9 protein-coding genes are annotated in these 19,841 nt (G+C 66.1%); 8 read left to right on the forward strand and 1 reads right to left on the reverse strand.

The genetic code is table 11. The features are described from left to right. Window positions 1–102: 102 nt before the first annotated feature. Window positions 103–855, reverse strand: a complete 753-nt coding sequence (locus tag RA19_RS10010) for a WecB/TagA/CpsF family glycosyltransferase (RefSeq protein ID WP_039162141.1) — start codon at window positions 853–855, stop codon at window positions 103–105. A gap of 190 nt (window positions 856–1,045) precedes the next feature. Between RA19_RS10010 and RA19_RS10015 the strand changes: the two genes are divergently transcribed. The 8 genes from RA19_RS10015 to RA19_RS10050 all read left to right on the forward strand — a co-directional run bounded on the left by RA19_RS10015 (window position 1,046) and on the right by RA19_RS10050 (window position 19,760). Continuing rightward, complete coding sequence (locus RA19_RS10015; RefSeq protein ID WP_039162143.1) at window positions 1,046–2,509, forward strand: membrane protein; 1,464 nt, start codon at window positions 1,046–1,048, stop codon at window positions 2,507–2,509. Window positions 2,510–2,769: 260 nt separating this feature from the next. Continuing rightward, the gene (locus tag RA19_RS10020) at window positions 2,770–9,216 is read left to right on the forward strand and encodes a type I polyketide synthase (protein WP_039162250.1); all 6,447 of its coding nucleotides are present in this window, start codon (window positions 2,770–2,772) and stop codon (window positions 9,214–9,216) included. A gap of 4 nt (window positions 9,217–9,220) precedes the next feature. After that, the gene (locus RA19_RS10025; protein WP_039162251.1) at window positions 9,221–10,237 is read left to right on the forward strand and encodes a glycosyltransferase family 2 protein; all 1,017 of its coding nucleotides are present in this window, start codon (window positions 9,221–9,223) and stop codon (window positions 10,235–10,237) included. Next, the gene (locus tag RA19_RS10030) at window positions 10,234–14,799 is read left to right on the forward strand and encodes a MupA/Atu3671 family FMN-dependent luciferase-like monooxygenase (protein ID WP_039162144.1); all 4,566 of its coding nucleotides are present in this window, start codon (window positions 10,234–10,236) and stop codon (window positions 14,797–14,799) included. Before RA19_RS10025 ends, RA19_RS10030 begins: the two co-directional genes overlap by 4 nt. Then, window positions 14,796–15,485: a 4'-phosphopantetheinyl transferase family protein gene (locus RA19_RS10035; RefSeq protein ID WP_039162145.1), complete on the forward strand. Its 690-nt coding sequence runs from the start codon at window positions 14,796–14,798 to the stop codon at window positions 15,483–15,485. Before RA19_RS10030 ends, RA19_RS10035 begins: the two co-directional genes overlap by 4 nt. Continuing rightward, entirely contained in the window at window positions 15,485–16,417 is a 933-nt protein-coding gene (locus RA19_RS10040; protein ID WP_082020507.1) for a hypothetical protein, read from the forward strand. Before RA19_RS10035 ends, RA19_RS10040 begins: the two co-directional genes overlap by 1 nt. Continuing rightward, the gene (locus RA19_RS10045; RefSeq protein ID WP_039162147.1) at window positions 16,414–18,927 is read left to right on the forward strand and encodes a hypothetical protein; all 2,514 of its coding nucleotides are present in this window, start codon (window positions 16,414–16,416) and stop codon (window positions 18,925–18,927) included. The genes RA19_RS10040 and RA19_RS10045 overlap by 4 nt, the downstream gene beginning before the upstream one ends. After that, a complete protein-coding gene (locus RA19_RS10050; protein ID WP_039162149.1) occupies window positions 18,924–19,760 on the forward strand; it encodes a glycosyltransferase family 2 protein in 837 nt (278 codons plus the stop codon). The genes RA19_RS10045 and RA19_RS10050 overlap by 4 nt, the downstream gene beginning before the upstream one ends. Window positions 19,761–19,841 lie beyond the last annotated feature (81 nt).

The following is a 19,841-nucleotide window of genomic DNA, read 5'->3' on the forward strand; positions in this document are numbered from 1 at the left end:
GGCCAGAAGAAAACCGAATCCATTCTTCTTCTGGCTGAAAATATCCCGGAGCGCGAGGCAGAGCCTCGCATCCCCGCCCCCAGGCCGCGGTTCTGCCGGCGTTCAGCGCGCCCGGATGCGCCAGGCTCTGAGAAACTGCCCGGGCAGGATCGCCAGGCATTTGGCATAGCGCGGCACCAGCCGCGACGGGCTGGAGAGCGCCCGCCACAGCCATTCCATCGCCATCGCCCGCACCCAGGCCGGCGCCCGCTTCTGATGACCGCCGAGAAAGTCGAGCCCGGCGCCAACCGAGGCAAACCCTGTGCGCGGCGCCAGGCGGCGGCCGCGCTGGGCCAGGCGCTCCTGCTTAGGGGCACCCAGCGCCAGAAAGCACAGGCCGATGCCGCTCTCATCCAGCCGGTGCAGGATCTGGTCCGCTTCGGCGCCGTCGGGATCAAACTGCCCGGACGGTGCCCGGACCCACGCGATCTCCAGCCCCGGAACCTGCGCTTCCAGCGCGTCCTGCGCATCCCGCAGCACCGTTTCGGTGCTGCCCGCCAGCGCCACCCGCACCCCCGCCTCTGCCGCCAGGCGGCACAGCGGCAGCACCATGTCGGATCCCGGCATCAGCTCCACCGGGCGGCGGGCGAGCCGCGACAGCCAGACAATCGGACGCCCGTCCGCCACCACCAGATCCTGTGCCTGATAGGCCGCCAGGAACTCTGGCGCCGCCGCCAGCTTGACCAGGTGATCCAGGTTGACGGTCGCCAGCGCAAACCCCTGGCGGGCGGCAAAGCGGGCGCGGATTTCTGCCTCAAGCAAAGATCGCTCCCGCATGTTCACCGCGACCCGGTGGCCGTGAAATTCGAAATACAAACCTGCCTCCAATGAACGCGCCGCCCTGTCATACCGCTGCCGCCCGCGGCAGGCCAGCTATGGGCCGCCTGCTGCCGCTGCCGGCGTGGCAAAGCTGCACCCCGTTTACCGCCTTTTGCAAATCCGCGGGACAGTCCCTGCGGCAGCGGTTAAACTTTATCTAAACTGGGAATGAGGGAGATTCAGGCCTTTGCCCAATGCCTTGGCCTATCTGATGCTGCTGGCCTGGCCGCTGGCCAGCCTTTACCTGTTCCGGCGGCTGCCGCTGGAGCGGGCAATTCTGTGGTGCCTCATCGCCGGCTACCTGCTGCTGCCGCCGCTGGCCGAGTTCGATCTGCCGCTGGTGCCCGACATGGACAAATTCGCCATTCCTTCGGTAATGGCCTTTCTGCTCTGCGCCTATGTGCTGCGCAAGCCGGTGCCGTTGCTGCCGCGGCATCCCGTTGCCAAAGCGCTGGCTGTTCTCTTCGTCTTTGGCGTCATCCCCACCGTGCTGACCAACGGTGAGCCGATCCAGTTCCGCAAGATCGCCAATTCCGAACCGATCATCTTCCTGACCGACCAGCTGCCGGGGCTTAGGTGGCGCGACCTCGGCTCGGTGATCATCAACCAGGTAATCGTGCTGATGCCTTTCCTGCTGGCGCGCCGCTACTTGTCGACGCCGGAGGCCCAGCGCGAGCTGCTGCTGGCGCTGATGCTGGGCGGGCTGGCCTATACCGTCCCGTCGCTGATCGAGATCCGGCTCAGCCCGCAGATCAATATCTGGGTCTACGGCTTCTTCCAGCATGATTTTGCCCAGATGATCCGCCAGGGCGGCTTCCGCCCCATCGTGTTCCTGCCGCATGCGCTGTGGCTGGCGTTTTTCATGATGTCAGCGGTGCTCGCGGCCGCCGCTTTGTCCCGCGCCGCACAGGGCAAGGACCGGCTGCGCCTGGCTCTGGCTGCCGGCTACCTCTTTGCGGTGCTGGTGCTGTGCAAAAGCCTGGCCTCGCTGGCCTATGCGCTGGCCTTCACCCCCGTTGTGGCGCTGGCGCCCCTGCGCTGGCAGCTGCGGGCTGCACTGCTATTGGCCGTGATCGCAGTGGTTTACCCAATGCTGCGCAACACCGGGCTGGTGCCAACCGAAGCGCTGGTTGCCCAGGCCGAGGCAATCAGCGCCGAGCGCGCCCAATCCCTCAACTACCGTTTTGAAAACGAGGCGCAGCTGCTCGCACGTGCTGCGGAAAAAACCTGGTTCGGCTGGGGCGGCTGGGGCCGCAACCTGATCCGGCACGAGGAAACCGGCCAGATCCTGTCGATCCCGGACGGGCGCTGGATCATCGTCTTCGGCACTTTCGGCTGGCTGGGCTATATCGCCGAGATGGGCCTTCTGGCAGCGCCGCTGTTCCTGCTGGCCGCCGCCGCACGGCGGGCGCCCAGGGGCAGCGTCTCGCCCTATGCGGCGCCGATTGCGCTGATCCTGGCCGCCACCCTGGTGGACATGCTGCTCAATGCAACACTGATCCCGATCACATGGATGTGCGCCGGTTCGGTGCTGGGTTATGCCGAGCGGCTGCTCTACCCGGACTTGTTCCGGCCCAAACCCGCGCTATTTGGCGGTGCGCAGGCCTTGATGCCTGACAGCGCCGGGCCGGAGGGGCGCAGTATCCTGTGATGCCGCAATCTTTCCGCTTTTCCGGCTTAATTCGACACAATGCGTCCACAGGCACGCCCTATGGATTGAAGAAAATATAAGAGATTAACCGCGCCTGCCTTTGCGGATGGGGATCATGCAGGGCGGCGCGGACGACCAGCCGGAGAGAAACCCGGCTTTAATAACAACCCGTCCGGCGGGCAGCAGGCAGGCCAGCAAAACGCGGGCGTGCCCCAGTGCGCCGGGCCGTTTCTGAAGGGCCAGTGAGTCAGGTAATGACGATGCAGGATGGAAAACCCGCAGCGGGGAGCGCTGCCGGCAGGCACGCGGGCGGAGATATAGCCATTGTCGGGCTGTCGGTGACGGTGCCGGGTGCCGGCTCGGCCGAGGCCTTCTGGCAGAACCTGCGCGGCGGCATCGAATCGATCGAGGTGCTGGACAGGGAGACCCTTCTGGAAAACGGCGAGCGTGCCTCGGCTCTGGCCGACCCGAACTACGTGCCCGCCTCCGCGCGCCTCCATGGTTTTGACGAATTTGACGCAGAGTTCTTTGGCTTCAGCCCGAAAGAAGCCGCCATCCTCGATCCCCAGCACCGCAAGTTCCTCGAGGTCGCCTGGGGCGCGATGGAAAACGCGGGCCATCCTCCCGAAAGCATCTCCGGCCCAATCGGCGTTTACGCAGGCTGCGGCATGGGCAGCTATTTCTACTTCAACATCTGCTCAAACCCCGCGCTGGTCGACGATGTAGGCATGTTCCTGCTGCGCCATACCGGCAATGACAAGGACTTCCTGTCGACCCGCGTCAGCCATGTCTTCGATCTGCACGGGCCTTCCGTCAACGTGCAAACCGCCTGCTCCACCTCGCTGGTGGCGGTGCATTACGCCTGCAAAGCGCTGCGCGAAGGCGAATGCGATATGGCCTTGGCGGGCGGTGTCACCATCGAACTGCCGCAGGGCCGCGGCTACCTCTACAAGGAAAACGAGATCCTGTCGCCCGACGGCCACTGCCACGCCTTCGACCACCGAGCGCAGGGCACTGTCTTCGGCTCCGGCGCCGGCGCGGTGGCGCTGCGGCGGCTGGAGGATGCGATTGCCGATGGCGACCACATCTGGGCCGTCATCAAAGGCTCGGCCATCAACAACGACGGCGCGGACAAAGCCGGCTACCTGGCGCCCTCTGTCGGCGGCCAATCAGCTGCGGTGCAAAAGGCGCTGCAGGCGGCTGGCACCCCGGCAGACACAATCGACTACGTCGAGTGCCACGGCACCGGCACCTATCTCGGCGACCCGATCGAGGTCACCGCCCTCACTGACGCCTACCGCGCCACCACCCAAGACACCGGTTACTGCCGCATCGGTTCGGTCAAAACCAACATCGGCCATCTGGACACTGCTGCGGGCGTCGCCAGCCTGACCAAGACGGCGCTAGCGCTGCACCATAAGGAAATCCCGCCTTCTCTGGGCTATGAGGCCCCGAACCCGGCTATTGATTTCGAGACCTCCCCGTTCAAGGTGAACGCCGCCCTCACCCCATGGCAACCCCACAAAGGGCCGCGCCGGGCCGGCATCAATTCGCTAGGCGTCGGCGGCACCAACGCTCATGTGATCCTGGAAGAAGCCCCCAAGCGCGCCGCGTCCGAGGAAAGCGATTTCCCGTTCCAGATCCTCTGCGTCTCCGGCCAATCCAAGGCCGCGCTGGACGCCAACACACAAGGATTGGCGGAGTATCTGAAGGCCAACCCCGAGGCTGATCTGGCCGACGTCGCCTTCACCCTCAAAGAAGGCCGCCGCGGCTTTGCCAAACGCAGGGTGCTGGTGGCAGAAACCCCGGCCGAGGCAGTTGAGCTGATTGAGGAAAACGACCCGCGCAAGGTCTTCACCCACGACCACCTGGGCGACGCGCCCGAGGTGGTCTTCATGTTCCCCGGCGGCGGCGCGCAATATGCGGGCATGGCCCGCGACCTCTATGAGACCGAGCCGGTCTTTGCCGACTGGATGGACCGCGGGCTGGAGCATCTGCGGCAAAGCCTCGACTACGACATCCGCGCCATCTGGCTCCCTGACGAGGGCGAAGAGGACGCCGCCAACGCACGCCTGCAGCAGCCCTCGGTGCAGCTGCCGCTGATCATGATTGTGGAATACGCGCTGGCGCAGCTGTGGATCAGCTGGGGCGTGAGGCCCGCGGCCCTTGTCGGCCACTCTATGGGAGAAAACACCGCCGCCTGCCTAGCCGGTGTCATGTCTTTCGAGGACTGCATCAATCTGGTCCTGCTGCGCGGCCGCCTGTTCGACACCGTGCCCGCCGGCGGCATGCTCTCCATAGCGCTGCCCTTGGCCGAGATTGAAGAAATCATCGGCGATGACGTGGACATTGCCAGCGTCAACGCCCCCGCCCTCACCGCCGTTTCCGGCCCGCAGGACGCACTGGACCGCCTGTCCGCTGACCTCACCGCCCGCGAAGTGGAACACCAGCGCATCCAGATCGACATCGCCGCGCATTCCCGGATGCTGGACGGCATCCTGCAGGAGTATGGCGATTTCATCCGTTCGCTTAGCCTCTCGGCACCAACTCTGCCGGTGACCTCCAACCGCACCGGCGCCCCACTGACCGCAGAGCAGGCCACCAGCGCCGATTACTGGGTGGGCCAGCTGCGCAACACGGTGCGCTATGCGGACTGCATCGAGACGCTGTCAAAAACCCCGGGCCGCGTGTTCCTGGAAGTCGGGCCCGGCAAGGCCCTCAGCGCCTTGGCGCAGATGTCGCCCACCGTGCAGCCGGGCCAGGTGCTCAGCTCGCTCCGCCACCCGGATCAGCAGGTGATGGACGATACCTATTTCTTTGGCGTAATCGGCCGCCTTTGGGCCTGTGGGGTTGAGGCCGACTGGCAGCAGATCTGGGGCGACGCCCGCCGCAACCGCCTGCCGCTGCCCGGCTACGCCTTCCAGCGCAGCCGCTATTTCATCGAACCCGGCCAGCCTGCGGCCGAGGAAGAGACGGCCCCCGAACGCCGCGAAGACCTCACCGACTGGGGCTACCGCCCCGCCTGGCGGCCCCGGTTTGCCGATTGCGCCCTGGATGTCGCACAAGAACTGGGCCAGGAGCCGCATACCTGGCTGATCTTCGAGGACGAAACTGGCCACGCCGCCCGCGCAGCCGAGCAACTGCAGGCCGCAGGCCATACCGTCGCCCGCGTGCGTGCAGGCGATACCTATGCGCAGCTTTCGCCAACCGAATACATTCTGCCGCCCGAGCAGGGCCGTCCCGCCTATGGCGCCCTCATGGCGGATCTGGCGGACGCCGGTCTGCTGCCGGACCGCATCGCCCATTTCTGGCTGGTAACGGACGCAGAAACCTTCCGCCCCGGTTCTTCCTTCTTTGACCGCAATCTCGAAATGGGCTTCCACTCGCTCACCGCGCTGGTGCAGGAGCTGGGCAATGCCGATCTGCCTGGCCCCGCCCATATCACCGTCTTCACCACCGGCGCCGCCCAGGTTCGCGGCGAACCCCTGCCCCATCCCGAAAAGGCAATGATCGCAGGCCCCGCCGGTGTCATCCCGCGCGAGCTTCCGGGCCTCAGCTGCGCCACCATCGACATTGAACTGCCGCAAGCGCCGCAAGGCTTGTTTGCCCGCCGCAACCCGGCTGAAACGGACATCACACCGCGCCTGCTGGAAGAACTGATGGCGGAACCCGCGAACACTTCCGCTGCCTGGCGCGGAGACAAGAGGTTCGAGCTCACTTGGCGCCCGCAGCCCCTGCCCGAACCGGAAACCCCGCCGTTCAAACAGGGCGGCCACTACCTGATCACCGGCGGCTATGGCGGCATCGGCCTCACTATCGCCGAGTATCTGATGCGCGAATACAGTGCGAAAATCTCGCTGATTTCGCGCGACGGCCTGCCCCCGCGCGATGCCTGGGAGCGCCACCTCGCCAGCCACAGCCCGGCCAACCGCACCGCCCGGCGCATCCGCGCGGTGATGGCGCTGGAGGACACCGCAGGCGGCCAGATCCTGCCGCTGGCCGCCGACGTCTGCAACAGCGGCGAATTGCGAGCGGCCCGCGAAGAGGCGGAGGCGGCAAACGGCCCCATTGCCGGTGTTCTGCACGGCGCAGGCGTCATCAATGACGGCCCGCTGCTGGCCAAGGACGAAGACCAGATCGCCCAGGTCCTGGCCCCCAAGGTGAGCGGCCTGCGCGCGCTCGACACCGTCTTCCCGGACGGCAGCTTGGAACTGATGGTGCTGTTCTCCTCCTCCTCGGCCGTCACCCGCCCGGCAGGCCAGGCGGACTACATCGCCGCCAACGAATTCCTTAACGCCTGGGCCAAACACCGCGCCGGAGGACAGACCCGCGTCACCGCCATCGATTGGGGCGTCTGGGCCGACACCGGCATGGCCGCCGACGCCATGTCCTCCCGCAACAACGCGAAGGGCGCCAGCACATCAGAGCCCTGCCCGCAGCCGCTGCTGCAAAGCCGCGCCTTCGACGCGCAAGGCAACCCCATCTTCACACCGGAATTCAGCACCGCCGACTGGCTGCTTGACGAACACCGCACCAAGGACGGCACCGCCCTGGTGCCCGGCACCGGCTATATCGAAATGGCGGCCGAGGCACTGGCGGCCATCGGCGTCACCGGCCCATTCGAAATCCGCGACCTCTATTTCCTGCGCCCTCTAGTTGTGGAGGACGGAAAGCCGCGGAAGTGCCTGGTTCGTCTCGAAGCTAATGAAAATGGTTATGAACTCTTTGTTTACTCCAAGTGTACAAATGGTTACCGTTTAAACAGTCAAGCAATACTGGTCACCGCGGCGGCGGCAGAACGCCCCGCCGCACTAAACCTCCAGACGATCTCCTCCCGTTGCACGGTTCAGCAGACCCCGGCCGGCGGGCGCTTGCGGTCTCCGCAGGAAGCCCACCTGGCCTTCGGTCCGCGCTGGCATGTGCTGGAACACGCTGCGCTGGGGGATGGCGAAGGCTTGTCACATCTTGCCCTTCCCGAGGCCGCGGCACAGGACGGCACCCTGCTGCATCCCGGGCTGATGGACCTGGCCACCGGCTGGGCAATGCAGCTGATCCCCGGCTATGAGGGCAAGGCGCTCTGGGTGCCGGTGTCTTACGGCGCGATCCGCATCTTTGCTCCGCTCACTGGCCGTATCTGCAGCCACGTGCGCCTGTCCGGCACGCCCGGCAGCAGCTCCGCCGGTTTTGACATCACCCTCACCGCTCCGGACGGCAGCGTGCTGGTAGAAATCGAGAGCTTCCGCATGCAGCGCCTGGCAGGAGGTTTCGCCGCATCAGACGAGACCGGCGCCGCTGACGCAACCGCCGAACAGCTTGGCCTGGAGCCTGCCCGCTCCGCCCAGCCACTCTCGCCCGAGGAGCGCCGCCTGCAGCTGAACATCGCAAATGGCATCAAGGCTGAAGACGGCGGCGAAACCCTCACCCGCGCGCTGGCCACGGGTCTTTCGCAAGTGGTGGTTTCTTCGCTTGATCTGCCTGCGCTGATCGCCCAGGCCTCGTACTCCGCTGCCCCCGTAGCAGGTGAGGCGCAGACCTTCGACCGGCCGCAGCTGGACACCGACTATATCGCCCCGCGCAACCCGGTGGAGGAAGAGCTGGCCAAGCTCTTTGCTTCCCTCCTCGGCGTATCCCAAGTTGGCATTGAGGACAGTTTCTTCGACCTCGGCGGCCACTCGCTGATTGCCGTGCGGCTGTTTGCCCAGGTGAAACGCGCCTTTGGCACCGAGTTCCCGATGTCGGTGCTGTTCGAAGCCCCCAGCGTGGCCGCTCTGGCGGAACGGATCATTGAACGCACCGGCGGCGGCGTTGCCGCTGAACCGGACGGCACCGCCGCCACACCGGAAAGCCAGCCGGACTACACCCATCTGGTGCAGCTGCACCCTGGCGACGGCACCGGCCGGCGGCCTTTCTTCCTGGTCGCGGGCATGTTCGGCAACGTGCTGAACCTGCGCCACCTGGCGCTGCTGGTCGGCAAGGACCGCCCGGTCTACGGCCTGCAGGCCAAGGGGCTGGTCGGCGGCGACGACCCGCACGACCGGATCGAAGATGCCGCCCGCAGCTGCCTGGCCGAGATCCGCCAGATCCAGCCCGAAGGCCCCTATCTTTTGGGCGGCTTTTCCGGCGGCGGCATCACCGCCTTTGAGATGGCGCAGCAGTTGCGGGACCAGGGCCAGGACACCGCAGCGCTGATCCTGCTCGACACGCCTTTGCCGATGCGCCCGCTCCTCAGCCGCCGGGATAAAGCACTGATCAAACTGGCAGAGCTGCGCAGCAAGGGGCCGGGCTATCTTGGCGAATGGGCCCGCAACCGCATCGCCTGGGAGTTTGAGAAACGCCGCGCCAAACCCGCCGAGACCGGCACCCGGCCGGAATTCAACAACCGCAAGATCGAACTGGCCTTCCGCGCCGCGGTTGCCGCCTATGCCCTCAGGCCCTGGGACGGCCCGCTGACCCTGTTCCGGCCGCCCCTGGACCGCAAGTGGCAGGTCTCGGGCGGCAACTGGGTCAGCGAAGCGCGCGAGTATGTGTTCGGTGACAACGGCTGGACGGCTTGGGCGCCCGCCGTTGAAGTGGCCGAGGTCCCGGGTGATCACGACAACATGGTGCTGGTGCCCAATGTCAGCGCACTGGCGGCCGGGGTCAAAGCCCGGCTGGATGCCGCCGAGGCCGCGGCCCGGCAGCCGCGCTATGCCGAAGCCGCGGAGTGACGCCATGAAGCAGCAGCGCGTTCTCACCATCATCCTGAACTACCGCACGCCGGAGATGACCCTTGAAGCCGCCGAGGCCGCCCTGCGCGGCATGGAGGAGCTCCCGGGCGAAATCCTGATCGTCGAGAACGGCTCCGGAGACACCTCCTGGGAGCAGCTGCAGCAGGGCGCCAAATCCCGCGGCTGGCTGGACAGCGGTCGCCTGCGGCTGCTGCGCTCCCCCGTGAACGGCGGCTTTGGCGCCGGTATGAATACCGGCATGCAGGCCGGCCTCGCAGACGGCAGCGCGCCCGAGTTCTATTACCTGCTGAACTCCGACGCCTTTGTGCAGGGCGATGCCATCCGCACGCTGCGCGATTTCCTGCTGGAACGCCCCGGCGCAGGCCTTGCCGGTTCCTATGTGCGCGGCACCGATTGGGTGCCGCACCGCACCGCTTTCCGCTTCCCTTCCATCGCCGGCGAATTCGAGGCCGCCGTGCGCACCGGCATCTTCACCCGGCTGCTGAAGCCCTGGGTGGTGGCGATGGAAATGCCGAAGGCCGAGGTGCAGGTCGACTGGACCGCCGGCGCCAGCCTGATGATCCGCCGCGAAGTGATCGAAGAGATCGGCGGCTTTGACGAGCGGTTCTTCCTCTATTTCGAGGAAACCGATCTTTGCCGCCGCGCCGCCCGCGCCGGCTGGCGCACCCATTACGTGCCGGAAAGCGAAGTCGCCCATGTGGGCTCTGCCTCCACCGGAATGAAGGGCTGGCGGCGCACCCCTGGGTACTGGTTCGACTCGCGCCGCCACTACTTCGTGAAACACCACGGCTACTGCTATACCGCCCTGGCCACCCTGGCCCGCGTCACCGGCAGCCTGCTCTACGGGCTGCGCCGCCTGATCTCAGACAAGCCGCAAGCCGATCCGCCGCATTTCCTGCGCGACCTTGTCCTGCACGGCCTGCGCGCCACCCTCTGGCCGCGCCAAAGATCCAACCCGGAAACGCGCCCCCTCTCTCCGCTTGCGAAGGAGCAGAAATGACCGCATTCACCTGTGCCCTGATTGGCAATGAATCCCTCCTGATCGGCTGCGCCGAGACGCTGCTGGCCCGCGGCCACCAGATCCGGGCCGTGGTCTCCCAGGATCCGGACATCCGCGCCTGGGCAGCAGACAAGGACCTGACAGCGCTAGACAGTCAGCACGATTTGCAAGGCGGCTTCGACTGGCTCCTGTCGATTGCCAACCTCACCGTGATTCCGGATGCGGTGCTGGCCCAGGCCGCGAAGGGCGCGGTAAACTTCCACGACGGCCCGCTGCCCGCCTACGCCGGTCTCAACACGCCCAACTGGGCGCTGATCAATGGCGAGACCCAGCACGGCATCACCTGGCACCTGATCGAAGGCGGCGTGGATGAGGGCGATGTCCTGGCCCAGCGCCTGTTCGATGTGGCAGAGGACGAGACCGCCTTTACCCTGAACTCAAAATGCTATGCCGCGGCAATGGACAGTTTTGGCGAGGTGATGGCACAGCTGGAAACCGGTGCGCTGAACCGCCAGCCCCAGGACCTGTCGCAGCGCCGCATCTTCGCCAAATCCGACCGCCCCGCCGCCGGGGGGCTCTTGGATTTCACCCGCCCCGCCGCTGAGCTGGCCCGCCTGGTCCGCGCCTTGGACACCGGCGGCTATTGGAACCCGATGTGTGCTGCCAAGCTGCGGGCTGGCGGGACAATTGTCCTGGCTGGCGCAGCAAAGACGGCCGAGAGTTCCGGCACTCCAGGCACCGTATTGGCAGCCAATAAAGACAGCGTGACCATCGCTGCCGCAGACGGCGCCCTGACGCTCTCGCGGCTGACCACCTCTGCAGGCCAACCGCTGAACGCTTCCAGCCTGTTCCAGGCCGGTGAGGTGCTGCCTTCCCTGACCGAAGACGCCGCCGGAACTCTCACCGTGCAGATGGCCGCGGCGCAAGGCGGCGAAAGCCACTGGCGCCGGCGCCTTGGCGACATGCAGCCGGTCCAGGTGCCGCTTTCCTCGGACACCGGCGGCGCCGGTTTCACGCGCCAGGAAATTGCCCTGCCGGCGGTTCTCAGCGAGGTCCAGGCCGCTGCCTCGGTGCTGGCCTGGGCGCTGCTCGGCAGCGGCGAGGCTGCTGCAGATGTGGCCTTGTCCGCTGGCAGTATGAACGCAGTTCCGGGGCTGATCTCCTCCTGGGTGCCTCTGCAGGCGCGGCGCGATGAAAGCCTTTCCAGCCTGCTGGAACGTGCTGGGCAAGGAATTGACAAGGCGCGGAAATTCGGCGGTTTTGCCGAGGATCTGGTGGCACGGGCACCTGAGGTCACTGCGCAGCCCCGGCCCGCTATTGGCCTATCGCTGGGCAAGGGCGAACCCGTCCCGGGCTGCATGGCCACGGTCGACTACTCCGATGGCAAAATAGCCTTGTTCACGGACAATGCCCGGCTCGGCAGCAAAGCCGCCGCGCTGCTTGCCGCGCGGCTCAAGCTGGTGCTGGGCGCCATAGCCGGTGACCCCGGCCAGCTGGTTTCGGCGCTTCCCATCCTGCCCGATACCGAACGCAAGATGCTGCTGGAGGATTGGAACCAGACCGCTGCGAACTACCCCGCTAATCTGACCATCCATGCAGCCTTTGAGGCTCAAGTTGCCAAAACCCCTGAGGCTGCCGCCCTGGTGTTCGAAGACCAAAGCTTTAGCTACGCCGAGGTCAATGCCCGCGCCGATGCTGCGGCCGCACGGCTGCGTGAGATGGGCGTAAAACCCGGCAGCCATGTGGGCATCCATGTCCGCCGCGCGCCTGAGCTGGTCTTTGCCGCTTTGGGCGTGATGAAGGCTGGCGGCGCCTATGTGCCGCTGGACCCGGCCTACCCCGCCGAGCGCATCGCCCATTACATCCGCGACAGCCAAGCGCAGGTGATCGTGACCCAATCCGCGCTGGCCGGCAGCCTGCCAGCCTCAGACGCGCAGGTGCTGGAAATCGAAACCGTCCCCGCGGGGACAGCGGCAGAAAACACCGACGGCGGCGCATCTGGCAGCGATCTCGCCTATCTGATCTACACCTCCGGCTCCACCGGCCTGCCCAAGGGGGTGATGGTCACCCACGCCAATGCGTCGAATTTCTTCACCGGCATGGATGCCCGCATTCCGCACCAGCCCGGCGACGCCTGGCTGGCGGTCACCAGCCTCAGCTTTGACATCTCGGTGCTGGAGCTGTTCTGGACCCTGTCGCGCGGTCTGAAACTGGTCCTGTCCAGCGACGAAAGCCGGCTGGAACTGTCCAAGGGGCCGGTGGCTCTGTCGGACCGCAAGATGGATTTCAACCTGTTCTACTGGGGCAACGACGATGGTCCGGGGCCGCAGAAATACCGCTTGCTGCTGGAAGGCGCCAAATTCGCCGACCAGCACGGCTTCAACGCGGTCTGGACGCCCGAGCGGCATTTCCATGCCTTTGGCGGACCCTATCCGAACCCCTCGGTTACCGGAGCAGCCGTCGCCGCGGTGACGCAGAACATCGGCGTGCGGGCAGGTTCTTGCGTCGCTCCCTTGCACCACTCGGCACGCATTGCCGAGGAATGGGCGGTGATCGACAACCTGACTGCGGGACGTGCGGGCATTGGCTTTGCCTCTGGCTGGCAGCCCGATGACTTCATCCTGCGGCCCGAGAATACGCCGCCCGCCAACAAGCCCGCGCTGTTCGAAAGTATTGAAACCGTTCGCAAACTCTGGCGCGGCGAGGAGGTGGCCTTCCCCCGCAAGGACGGAAGTGAACACAGTGTGGTGACGCAGCCTCGGCCGGTGTCCAAAGAGCTGCCGGTCTGGGTCACCACCGCGGGCAACCCGGAGACCTGGCGGGAGGCCGGTGCGATCGGAGCAAATGTGCTGACCCATCTGCTGGGGCAAAGCATCGAGGAGGTTGCGGGCAAGATCCGCATCTACCACGACGCCCTGCGCGGCGCGGGCCATGACCCTGCGGATTTCAAGGTCACGCTGATGCTGCACAGCTATCTGGCCGAAACCCGCGAAGAAGCCCGCCAAGTCGCGCGGGAGCCGATGAAGGACTACCTCCGCTCGGCCGCGGGGCTGATCAAGCAATACGCCTGGGCCTTCCCGGCCTTCAAGAAACCCGAGGGCGTGAAGAACCCGTTTGAGATGGACCTGGGGTCGTTGTCGGAGGATGAGCTGGAAGCGATCCTCGACTTTGCCTTTGAGCGTTACTTCGAGGACTCCGGGCTGTTCGGCACCATCCAGGATGCCTGCCAGAGGGTTGAGGAGCTGAAGCGGATCGGTGTCGATGAGATCGCCTGCCTGATCGATTACGGCATTGCCCCCGAGGTGGTGCTGGAGGGGCTGAAACCGCTGGCCGAATTGCTGCGGCTGTCGAATGCACCGCAGGAGCTGGCGGCGGATGACTTCTCGCTGGCGGCGCAGATCGTGCGGCATGGCGTCAGCCACATGCAATGCACCCCGTCGATGGCGCGGATGATTGCAGGCGACAGCGATGCCAGCGCTTGCATGGGACGGCTGCAGCACCTGCTGGTCGGCGGCGAGGCGCTGCCGGGCGACCTGGTGCAGGCTTTGCAGGGCGCGACGGGGGCTGAGATCCACAATATGTACGGGCCGACCGAGACCACGATCTGGTCGACGGTGGAGAAAATCGCCGCTGTCTCCGCGGGGACAGCCGGGATCGGCACGCCGATAGCCAATACGCAAGTGTACGTCTTGGACGAGAAACAAACGCCTGTCCCCGCGGGGACGCCTGGTGAATTGTACATCGGCGGCGCCGGGGTGACGGCGGGCTACTGGCATCGGGAGGCGCTGACCTCTGAACGCTTTGTAAACGCACCGTTCGCTGAGGGGCTCCTGTACCGCACCGGCGACTTGGTGCGCTGGACCGCTGAAGGGACACTGGCCTTCCTTGGCCGCACCGACCATCAGGTGAAGATCCGCGGCCAGCGGATTGAGCTGGGCGAGATCGAAGCGGCCATGGCCGCCTTCCCCGGTGTGACCGGCGCGGTGGTGGTGCCGCGCGGGGATAGCGGAGCGGAACAGCTGGTTGGGTATGTCACGGCCTCGGCACCGGTTCCGGACGAGGCTTTGAAGCAGTCTTTGGCGGGCACGCTGGCGGAGGTGATGGTGCCTGCGCATATCGTCACGCTGGAGGCTTTCCCGCTGACGCCAAACAAGAAAATCGACCGCAAGGCGCTGCCGGGTCCGCAGCCGGCACGGACGGAGGCCGCTCCGGCGGTGGCTTTGGACGACGGTGCGCAGGCGAAGATCGCCACGGTCTGGAGCCGTATCCTGGGTGTCAGCGGCATCGGGGCGCAGGACAATTTCTTTGCCCTTGGCGGCCACTCGCTGCTGGCGGTGCAGGCGCACCGGGAGCTGAAAGACGAACTGGGCACGGCAAAACTGTCGATCACGGATATCTTCCGTTTCCCGACGCTGGCAGGGCTGGCAGCGCATATCGAGGGGCTTGCGGGCACCCCGGCAAATACGGAAGAACAGCCGCAAGACTCCGCAGCACCGGACCGCGCCGACACCATGTCGAAACGCCGGGCAATGCGGGCAAACCGCAGGGCAAAAGCCGGATGAAAGTAACCAACAGCAAACTTGCAGAGCGGCTGGCGCTGGTGCGGCCGCTTTTTGCCGCTGACGTGGCTTTGGCCGGTGCGGACCCGTTGGGCAATCCGCCTGCCCCATATCCGGAGGAAGCCGCCGCCTTGTCGCCCAATGCGGTTGCGAAACGGCGCAATGAGTTTGCGGCCGGCCGGGAGTCGGTGCGGCAAGCGATGCGGCAGCTGGGCTGGAAACCGGAGCCGGTGCGCGCCGGCAGCGACCGGGCGCCGATTTGGCCCGCGGGGCTGGTGGGCTCGATCACCCATACCAAGAGCTGCGCCATGGCGGTGCTTTCGCAGACGGGCGCGGTGCAGGGGCTGGGCATTGATATTGAGGAAGACACGCCGCTGAAGGAAGAGCTGCTGCCTGCGATATGTTCCGAGCGCGAACAGGCCTGGCTGCGGCAGCAGGATAATCCCGGGCAGATGGCCAAGGTGATCTTTTCCGCCAAGGAAGCGGCCTATAAGGCGCAATACACCCTGAGCCGGGCATTTTACGGCTTTGACGGGATGGAGCTTGAGTTCGATCTGGCGGCCGGCGCGTATCAAGCGGTATTCACCGCCGACCGGCTGCCGTTTACGCGCGGCGAGGCGGTTGGCGGCAGTTTTGTTGTTGGCGCCGGGCTGATCATGACAACGGCGGAAATCCGGGGGCGCGGATGATGGGCCGGCGCGGATTTCTGACCGCAGGAGGCGTGGCAGCCCTGGCCGGGCTGATGGTCTTTGCAACACGCAGCCGCCCGGTTCCGGTGCCGCCGCCGCTGGCACCACCCGAGGAGCCTTTGCAGGTGTTTCATCTGGGCCATTCGCTGGTCGGGCCGGACATGCCGTATATGCTGGCGCAGCTGGCCCCGGAGGGGCATGCCTACAACAGCCAGCTTGGTTCGGGCACGTCTTTGCGGGCGCATTGGGAGCCCGGCGAGGATATCCTCCACTTCGGCACGGCTAATCAGGCGCCTGCTTACCGGGACGCCAAGGAAGCGGTCGGATCAGGAGACTATGGCGCGGTGGTGCTGACCGAGATGGTCGAGCTGCGCGATGCTCTTAAGTATTTTGATGCCGCCAAATATCTGGGGAAATGGGCGGATCTGGCACGCGGGGCGTCTCCTGAACCGCGGATCTACCTTTATGAGACCTGGCACCGCCTGGATGATGCTGATGGCTGGCTGCAGCGGATCGACACGGATCTTGAGGCGCTCTGGACCCGCCAGCTGCTGGGCCCGGATAGCCGCCGCAACCCGGAGCAGCCGACCTATCTGATCCCCGGCGGCCAGGTTCTGGCAGCAGTGGCACGGGCGGCGGAGGCCGGGGAGATCCCGGGGCTGGCTTCACGTGAATCGCTGTTTGCGCGCACGGCCGAAGGGGATCTGGACACCATCCACTTCAACGATTTGGGCGCTTACGTGGTGGCGCTGACCCATTATGCGGTGCTGTACCAGCGCGCGCCCATGGGTCTGCCGCATCAGCTGACCCGCAGGGACGGCAGCCTGGCTGAGGCGTTCCCGGCAGAGGGGGCAGCCAAAGTGCAGCAGATCGTCTGGGACGCGGTACGCGCACTGCCCCGCACCGGTGTCCCGGCCGGAGACGGGAAATGAACCTGGACGCGCTGATTACCTCGGTTGTGATGATCGGCCATTCCTTGATTGGCCATGACAACCCGGCGATGCTGGAGCAGCTTTTGGATGCGCGCGGCGAGGCCGCGGTGGAAGCGCAGATCATCAACGGCGCGCCGCTGAGCTATAACTGGCAGCACAGCGGCAGCGCCGAGGGCGTTGATTCACGTGAAAGACTGCGCCAGCCCGTCAGCGCGGTGATCGTGACCGAGGCGATACCGCTGGCCAATCACCTGAAGTGGAGCGACACCGAAGGCGCGGTGACGCAGTTTTATGAAGTGGCGCGGGCCGCCAATCCGGATGTGGACTTCTACCTGCAGGAAACCTGGCACAGCCTGGACAGCGGCACCGGCGCCGAGGTGCCGTTTGACGATGGCGCGGATATGCCATGGCGCGCGCGGCTGACGCAGGATCTGCCGCGCTGGCAAGCAATTGTGGACGAAGTCAGTGCCGCCACCGGCGGAGATGTGAAACTGCTGCCTGCGGGGCAGGCAATGGCCCGGCTGGATGATGCGATACAGGCGGGCACCATGCCGGGGCTGAACGGCATCCGCGATGTCTTTGCCGATGATATCCACCCCAATGCCACCGGCTTCTACTTTTTGGCGCTGGTGCAGTATGCGGTGCTGACCGGAAAAGACCCTGCCGGCCTGCCGCACCAGCTGACGGACCGCTGGGGCAAGCCCTATGCCGCGCCCTCTCCGGAATTGGCGGCGCGGCTGCAAGAGATCGCCTGGGCCGCTGCGCAGGGCGGCGGAGTGCGCACCGCTGCGCTGCCGCCGGAACCCGGCGCGCTGCCCGCGGAGGCCGCGCTGCCGGTGCTCAATGCCGCTTTGGCGGAGGAGGTGCCGCTGACGATCAAACCCGCGCGCCAGCCTGTTGCGATTAATCTGGCGGGGATCGCCGACTGGAGCACCCAGGCGCCGTTCCTGGATCATTTCAAGACCGCCCGGCCTTGGATCGGCCACCTGCCCCGGCGCTGGGGCGGCGCGGAACATGCCGACTTGCTGGAGGCCGGTTATCTGGACCCGGACGGCTGGCCCACTGCAATCCCGCCGGAGCTGGGCTCGATCGGCACGGTGATCCTGACCGACCTGCCGGAGAGCGCAGTGTCGCTCAAGGGGCGGTATGTGCTGCGGTTCGACGGCCAGGGCATTGTCGAAGTTGCGGGCCGGGCGCAGAACGTGCGCTATGGCAAAGGCGAGGTGCGGTTTGATTACAGCCCCGGCCCCGGCCCGGTTGAGATCCGCATCCAGCGCACCGGGAGCCGGGCAGCGGGCGGCAGTGATTACGTGCGCAATATCAGCGTGGTGAAGGAAGAGCACCTGGAGGCCCATGACCGGGGCGCCGTGTTCAACCCGCTGTGGCTGGACCATCTCGACGGGTTTGCCGCTCTTCGGTTCATGGATTGGATGGCCACCAATGACTCCTTGCAGACCGGCTGGGAAGACCGGCCGCTGCCGCAGGATTATACTTGGGCGCTGAAGGGCGTCCCGGCCGAGGTGATGCTGGCGCTGGCCAACACTTTGGGCGCGGATCCCTGGTTCACCATGCCGCACATGGCGGATGACAGTTATGTGCGCAACTTTGCCCGGCTGGCAGAACAAGGGCTGGATGAGGACCTGCGCGCCTATGCCGAATACTCCAACGAGGTCTGGAACTGGCAATTCCAGCAGGCGGCTTGGGCCGATGCCCAGGCGCAGGCGCGCTGGGGCGGCGAAGGCCTGTGGATGCAGTTCTACGGCGGCCGCGCAGCGGAAATGGCACAGATCTGGACAGAGGTGTTCGGGGAGGACAGCGGAAGGCTGGTGCGGGTGATTTCCTCGCAGACCGGCTGGCTGGGACTGGAAGAGCAGGTGCTGACGGCGCCCTTGTGGAAGGCGGAGCGGGCGGACCGGCTCGCGCCTGCCGCCTACTTTGACGCCTATGCGGTGACTGGCTATTTCGGCGGCGCTCTAGGTCTGAGGGAGCGCGCCGGGCAGGTCCGCGCCTGGATTGCCGCCAGCCGCGAACAGGCCCGCGCGGTGGCTGCGGAGCGCGGCTTGGCTGGCGCGGCGGCAGCAGAATTCGCGAACCGTCACCAGTATGATGCGGCCTCGGCCCAGGCCGGTGCCGAGTTGCGCGACGGGCTGATCTCGGGCGAGCCGGCCGACACGCTGGCGGATCTGCTGGGGCGGGTTCTGCCTTATCATGCCGGGGTTGCGCAAAAGCACGGGCTGGAGCTGATCATGTATGAAGGCGGCAGCCATGTAGTGGGGATCGGCCCGATGGTAGAGGATGACGCACTCACCGGCTTTTTCACCCATTTCAACTACACGCCCGAGATGGGCGCCCTCTACCGCGAGCTGCTGGCCGGCTGGCACGCGCTTGGCGGATCGCTGTTCACCGCTTACGCCGATGTGGGGGTGCCGGGGAAATGGGGCAGCTGGGGGACCTTGCGCAATTTGAGTGACAAGAACCCGCGCTGGGACACTTTGGAGATGGTAAAGTGACACTGCGGGTCTCGGTGCTGATCCCGGCGCATAATGAAGCCGCTTATATCGGAGGGTGTCTTGCGGCGGTGTTCGCCTCTGAGCCCTTGCCCGAAGGCATGGCAGGCGAGGTTCTGGTGCTGGCCAACGGCTGTTCGGATGATACGGCTGCCCTGGCGCGTTCGGCTGAGCCGCCCGCGGGCTGGGTGCTGCGGGTGCTGGAGCTGCCCGAGGGTGGAAAGCTGGGCGCGCTGACTGCCGGAGATGCGGCAGCCGGCGGAGATATCCTGATCTATCTGGACGCCGATGTGCTGGTTTCGCCAATGCTCATCCCGCAATTGGCGGCGGCCTTGGCCGATGGCGCGCCGCGCTATGCCGGCGGCCGCCCGTCGGTGGCACCCGCCCGCAGCCCAGTGACCCGGGCCTACGCGCGATTCTGGGCCCGGTTGCCGTTTTTCAACAGCACGGCGCCCGGGTTCGGGGTCTTTGCCATGACCCGCACAGGGCGCGCGCGCTGGGGGGACTGGCCGGATATCATCTCCGACGACACTTTTGCCCGGCTGAGCTTTGCCCCGCAGGAGCGGCTGCAGGTCCAGGCGGGCTACAGCTGGCCGATGGTGGAGGGGTTCGGCAACCTGGTGCGGGTGCGGCGGCGCCAGGACGCAGGCGTGGCGGAAGTGGCTGCCCGCTATCCGCATCTGCTGGAAAACGGCGGCGGTGCGGCGCAAGCCCGGGCGCCTCTTCTGAGGCTGCTGCTGTCGGACCCGGCGGGGTTCCTGATTTACGCGCTTGTTGCCCTGACGGTGAAAACCCCGCTGTTTGCCTCCCGGGCCCGCTGGACCCGCGGCCGCTAAGACCGCGCCACCTGCGGTTTCATGCAAAGCGGGGCACTCCCGCGCCCGCAGGATGCCCTGGCTATGCCAGAGCAACCTTGG

Origin of the sequence: Leisingera sp. ANG-M1, from assembly GCF_000813745.1 — a bacterium.
Taxonomy (GTDB): domain Bacteria; phylum Pseudomonadota; class Alphaproteobacteria; order Rhodobacterales; family Rhodobacteraceae; genus Leisingera.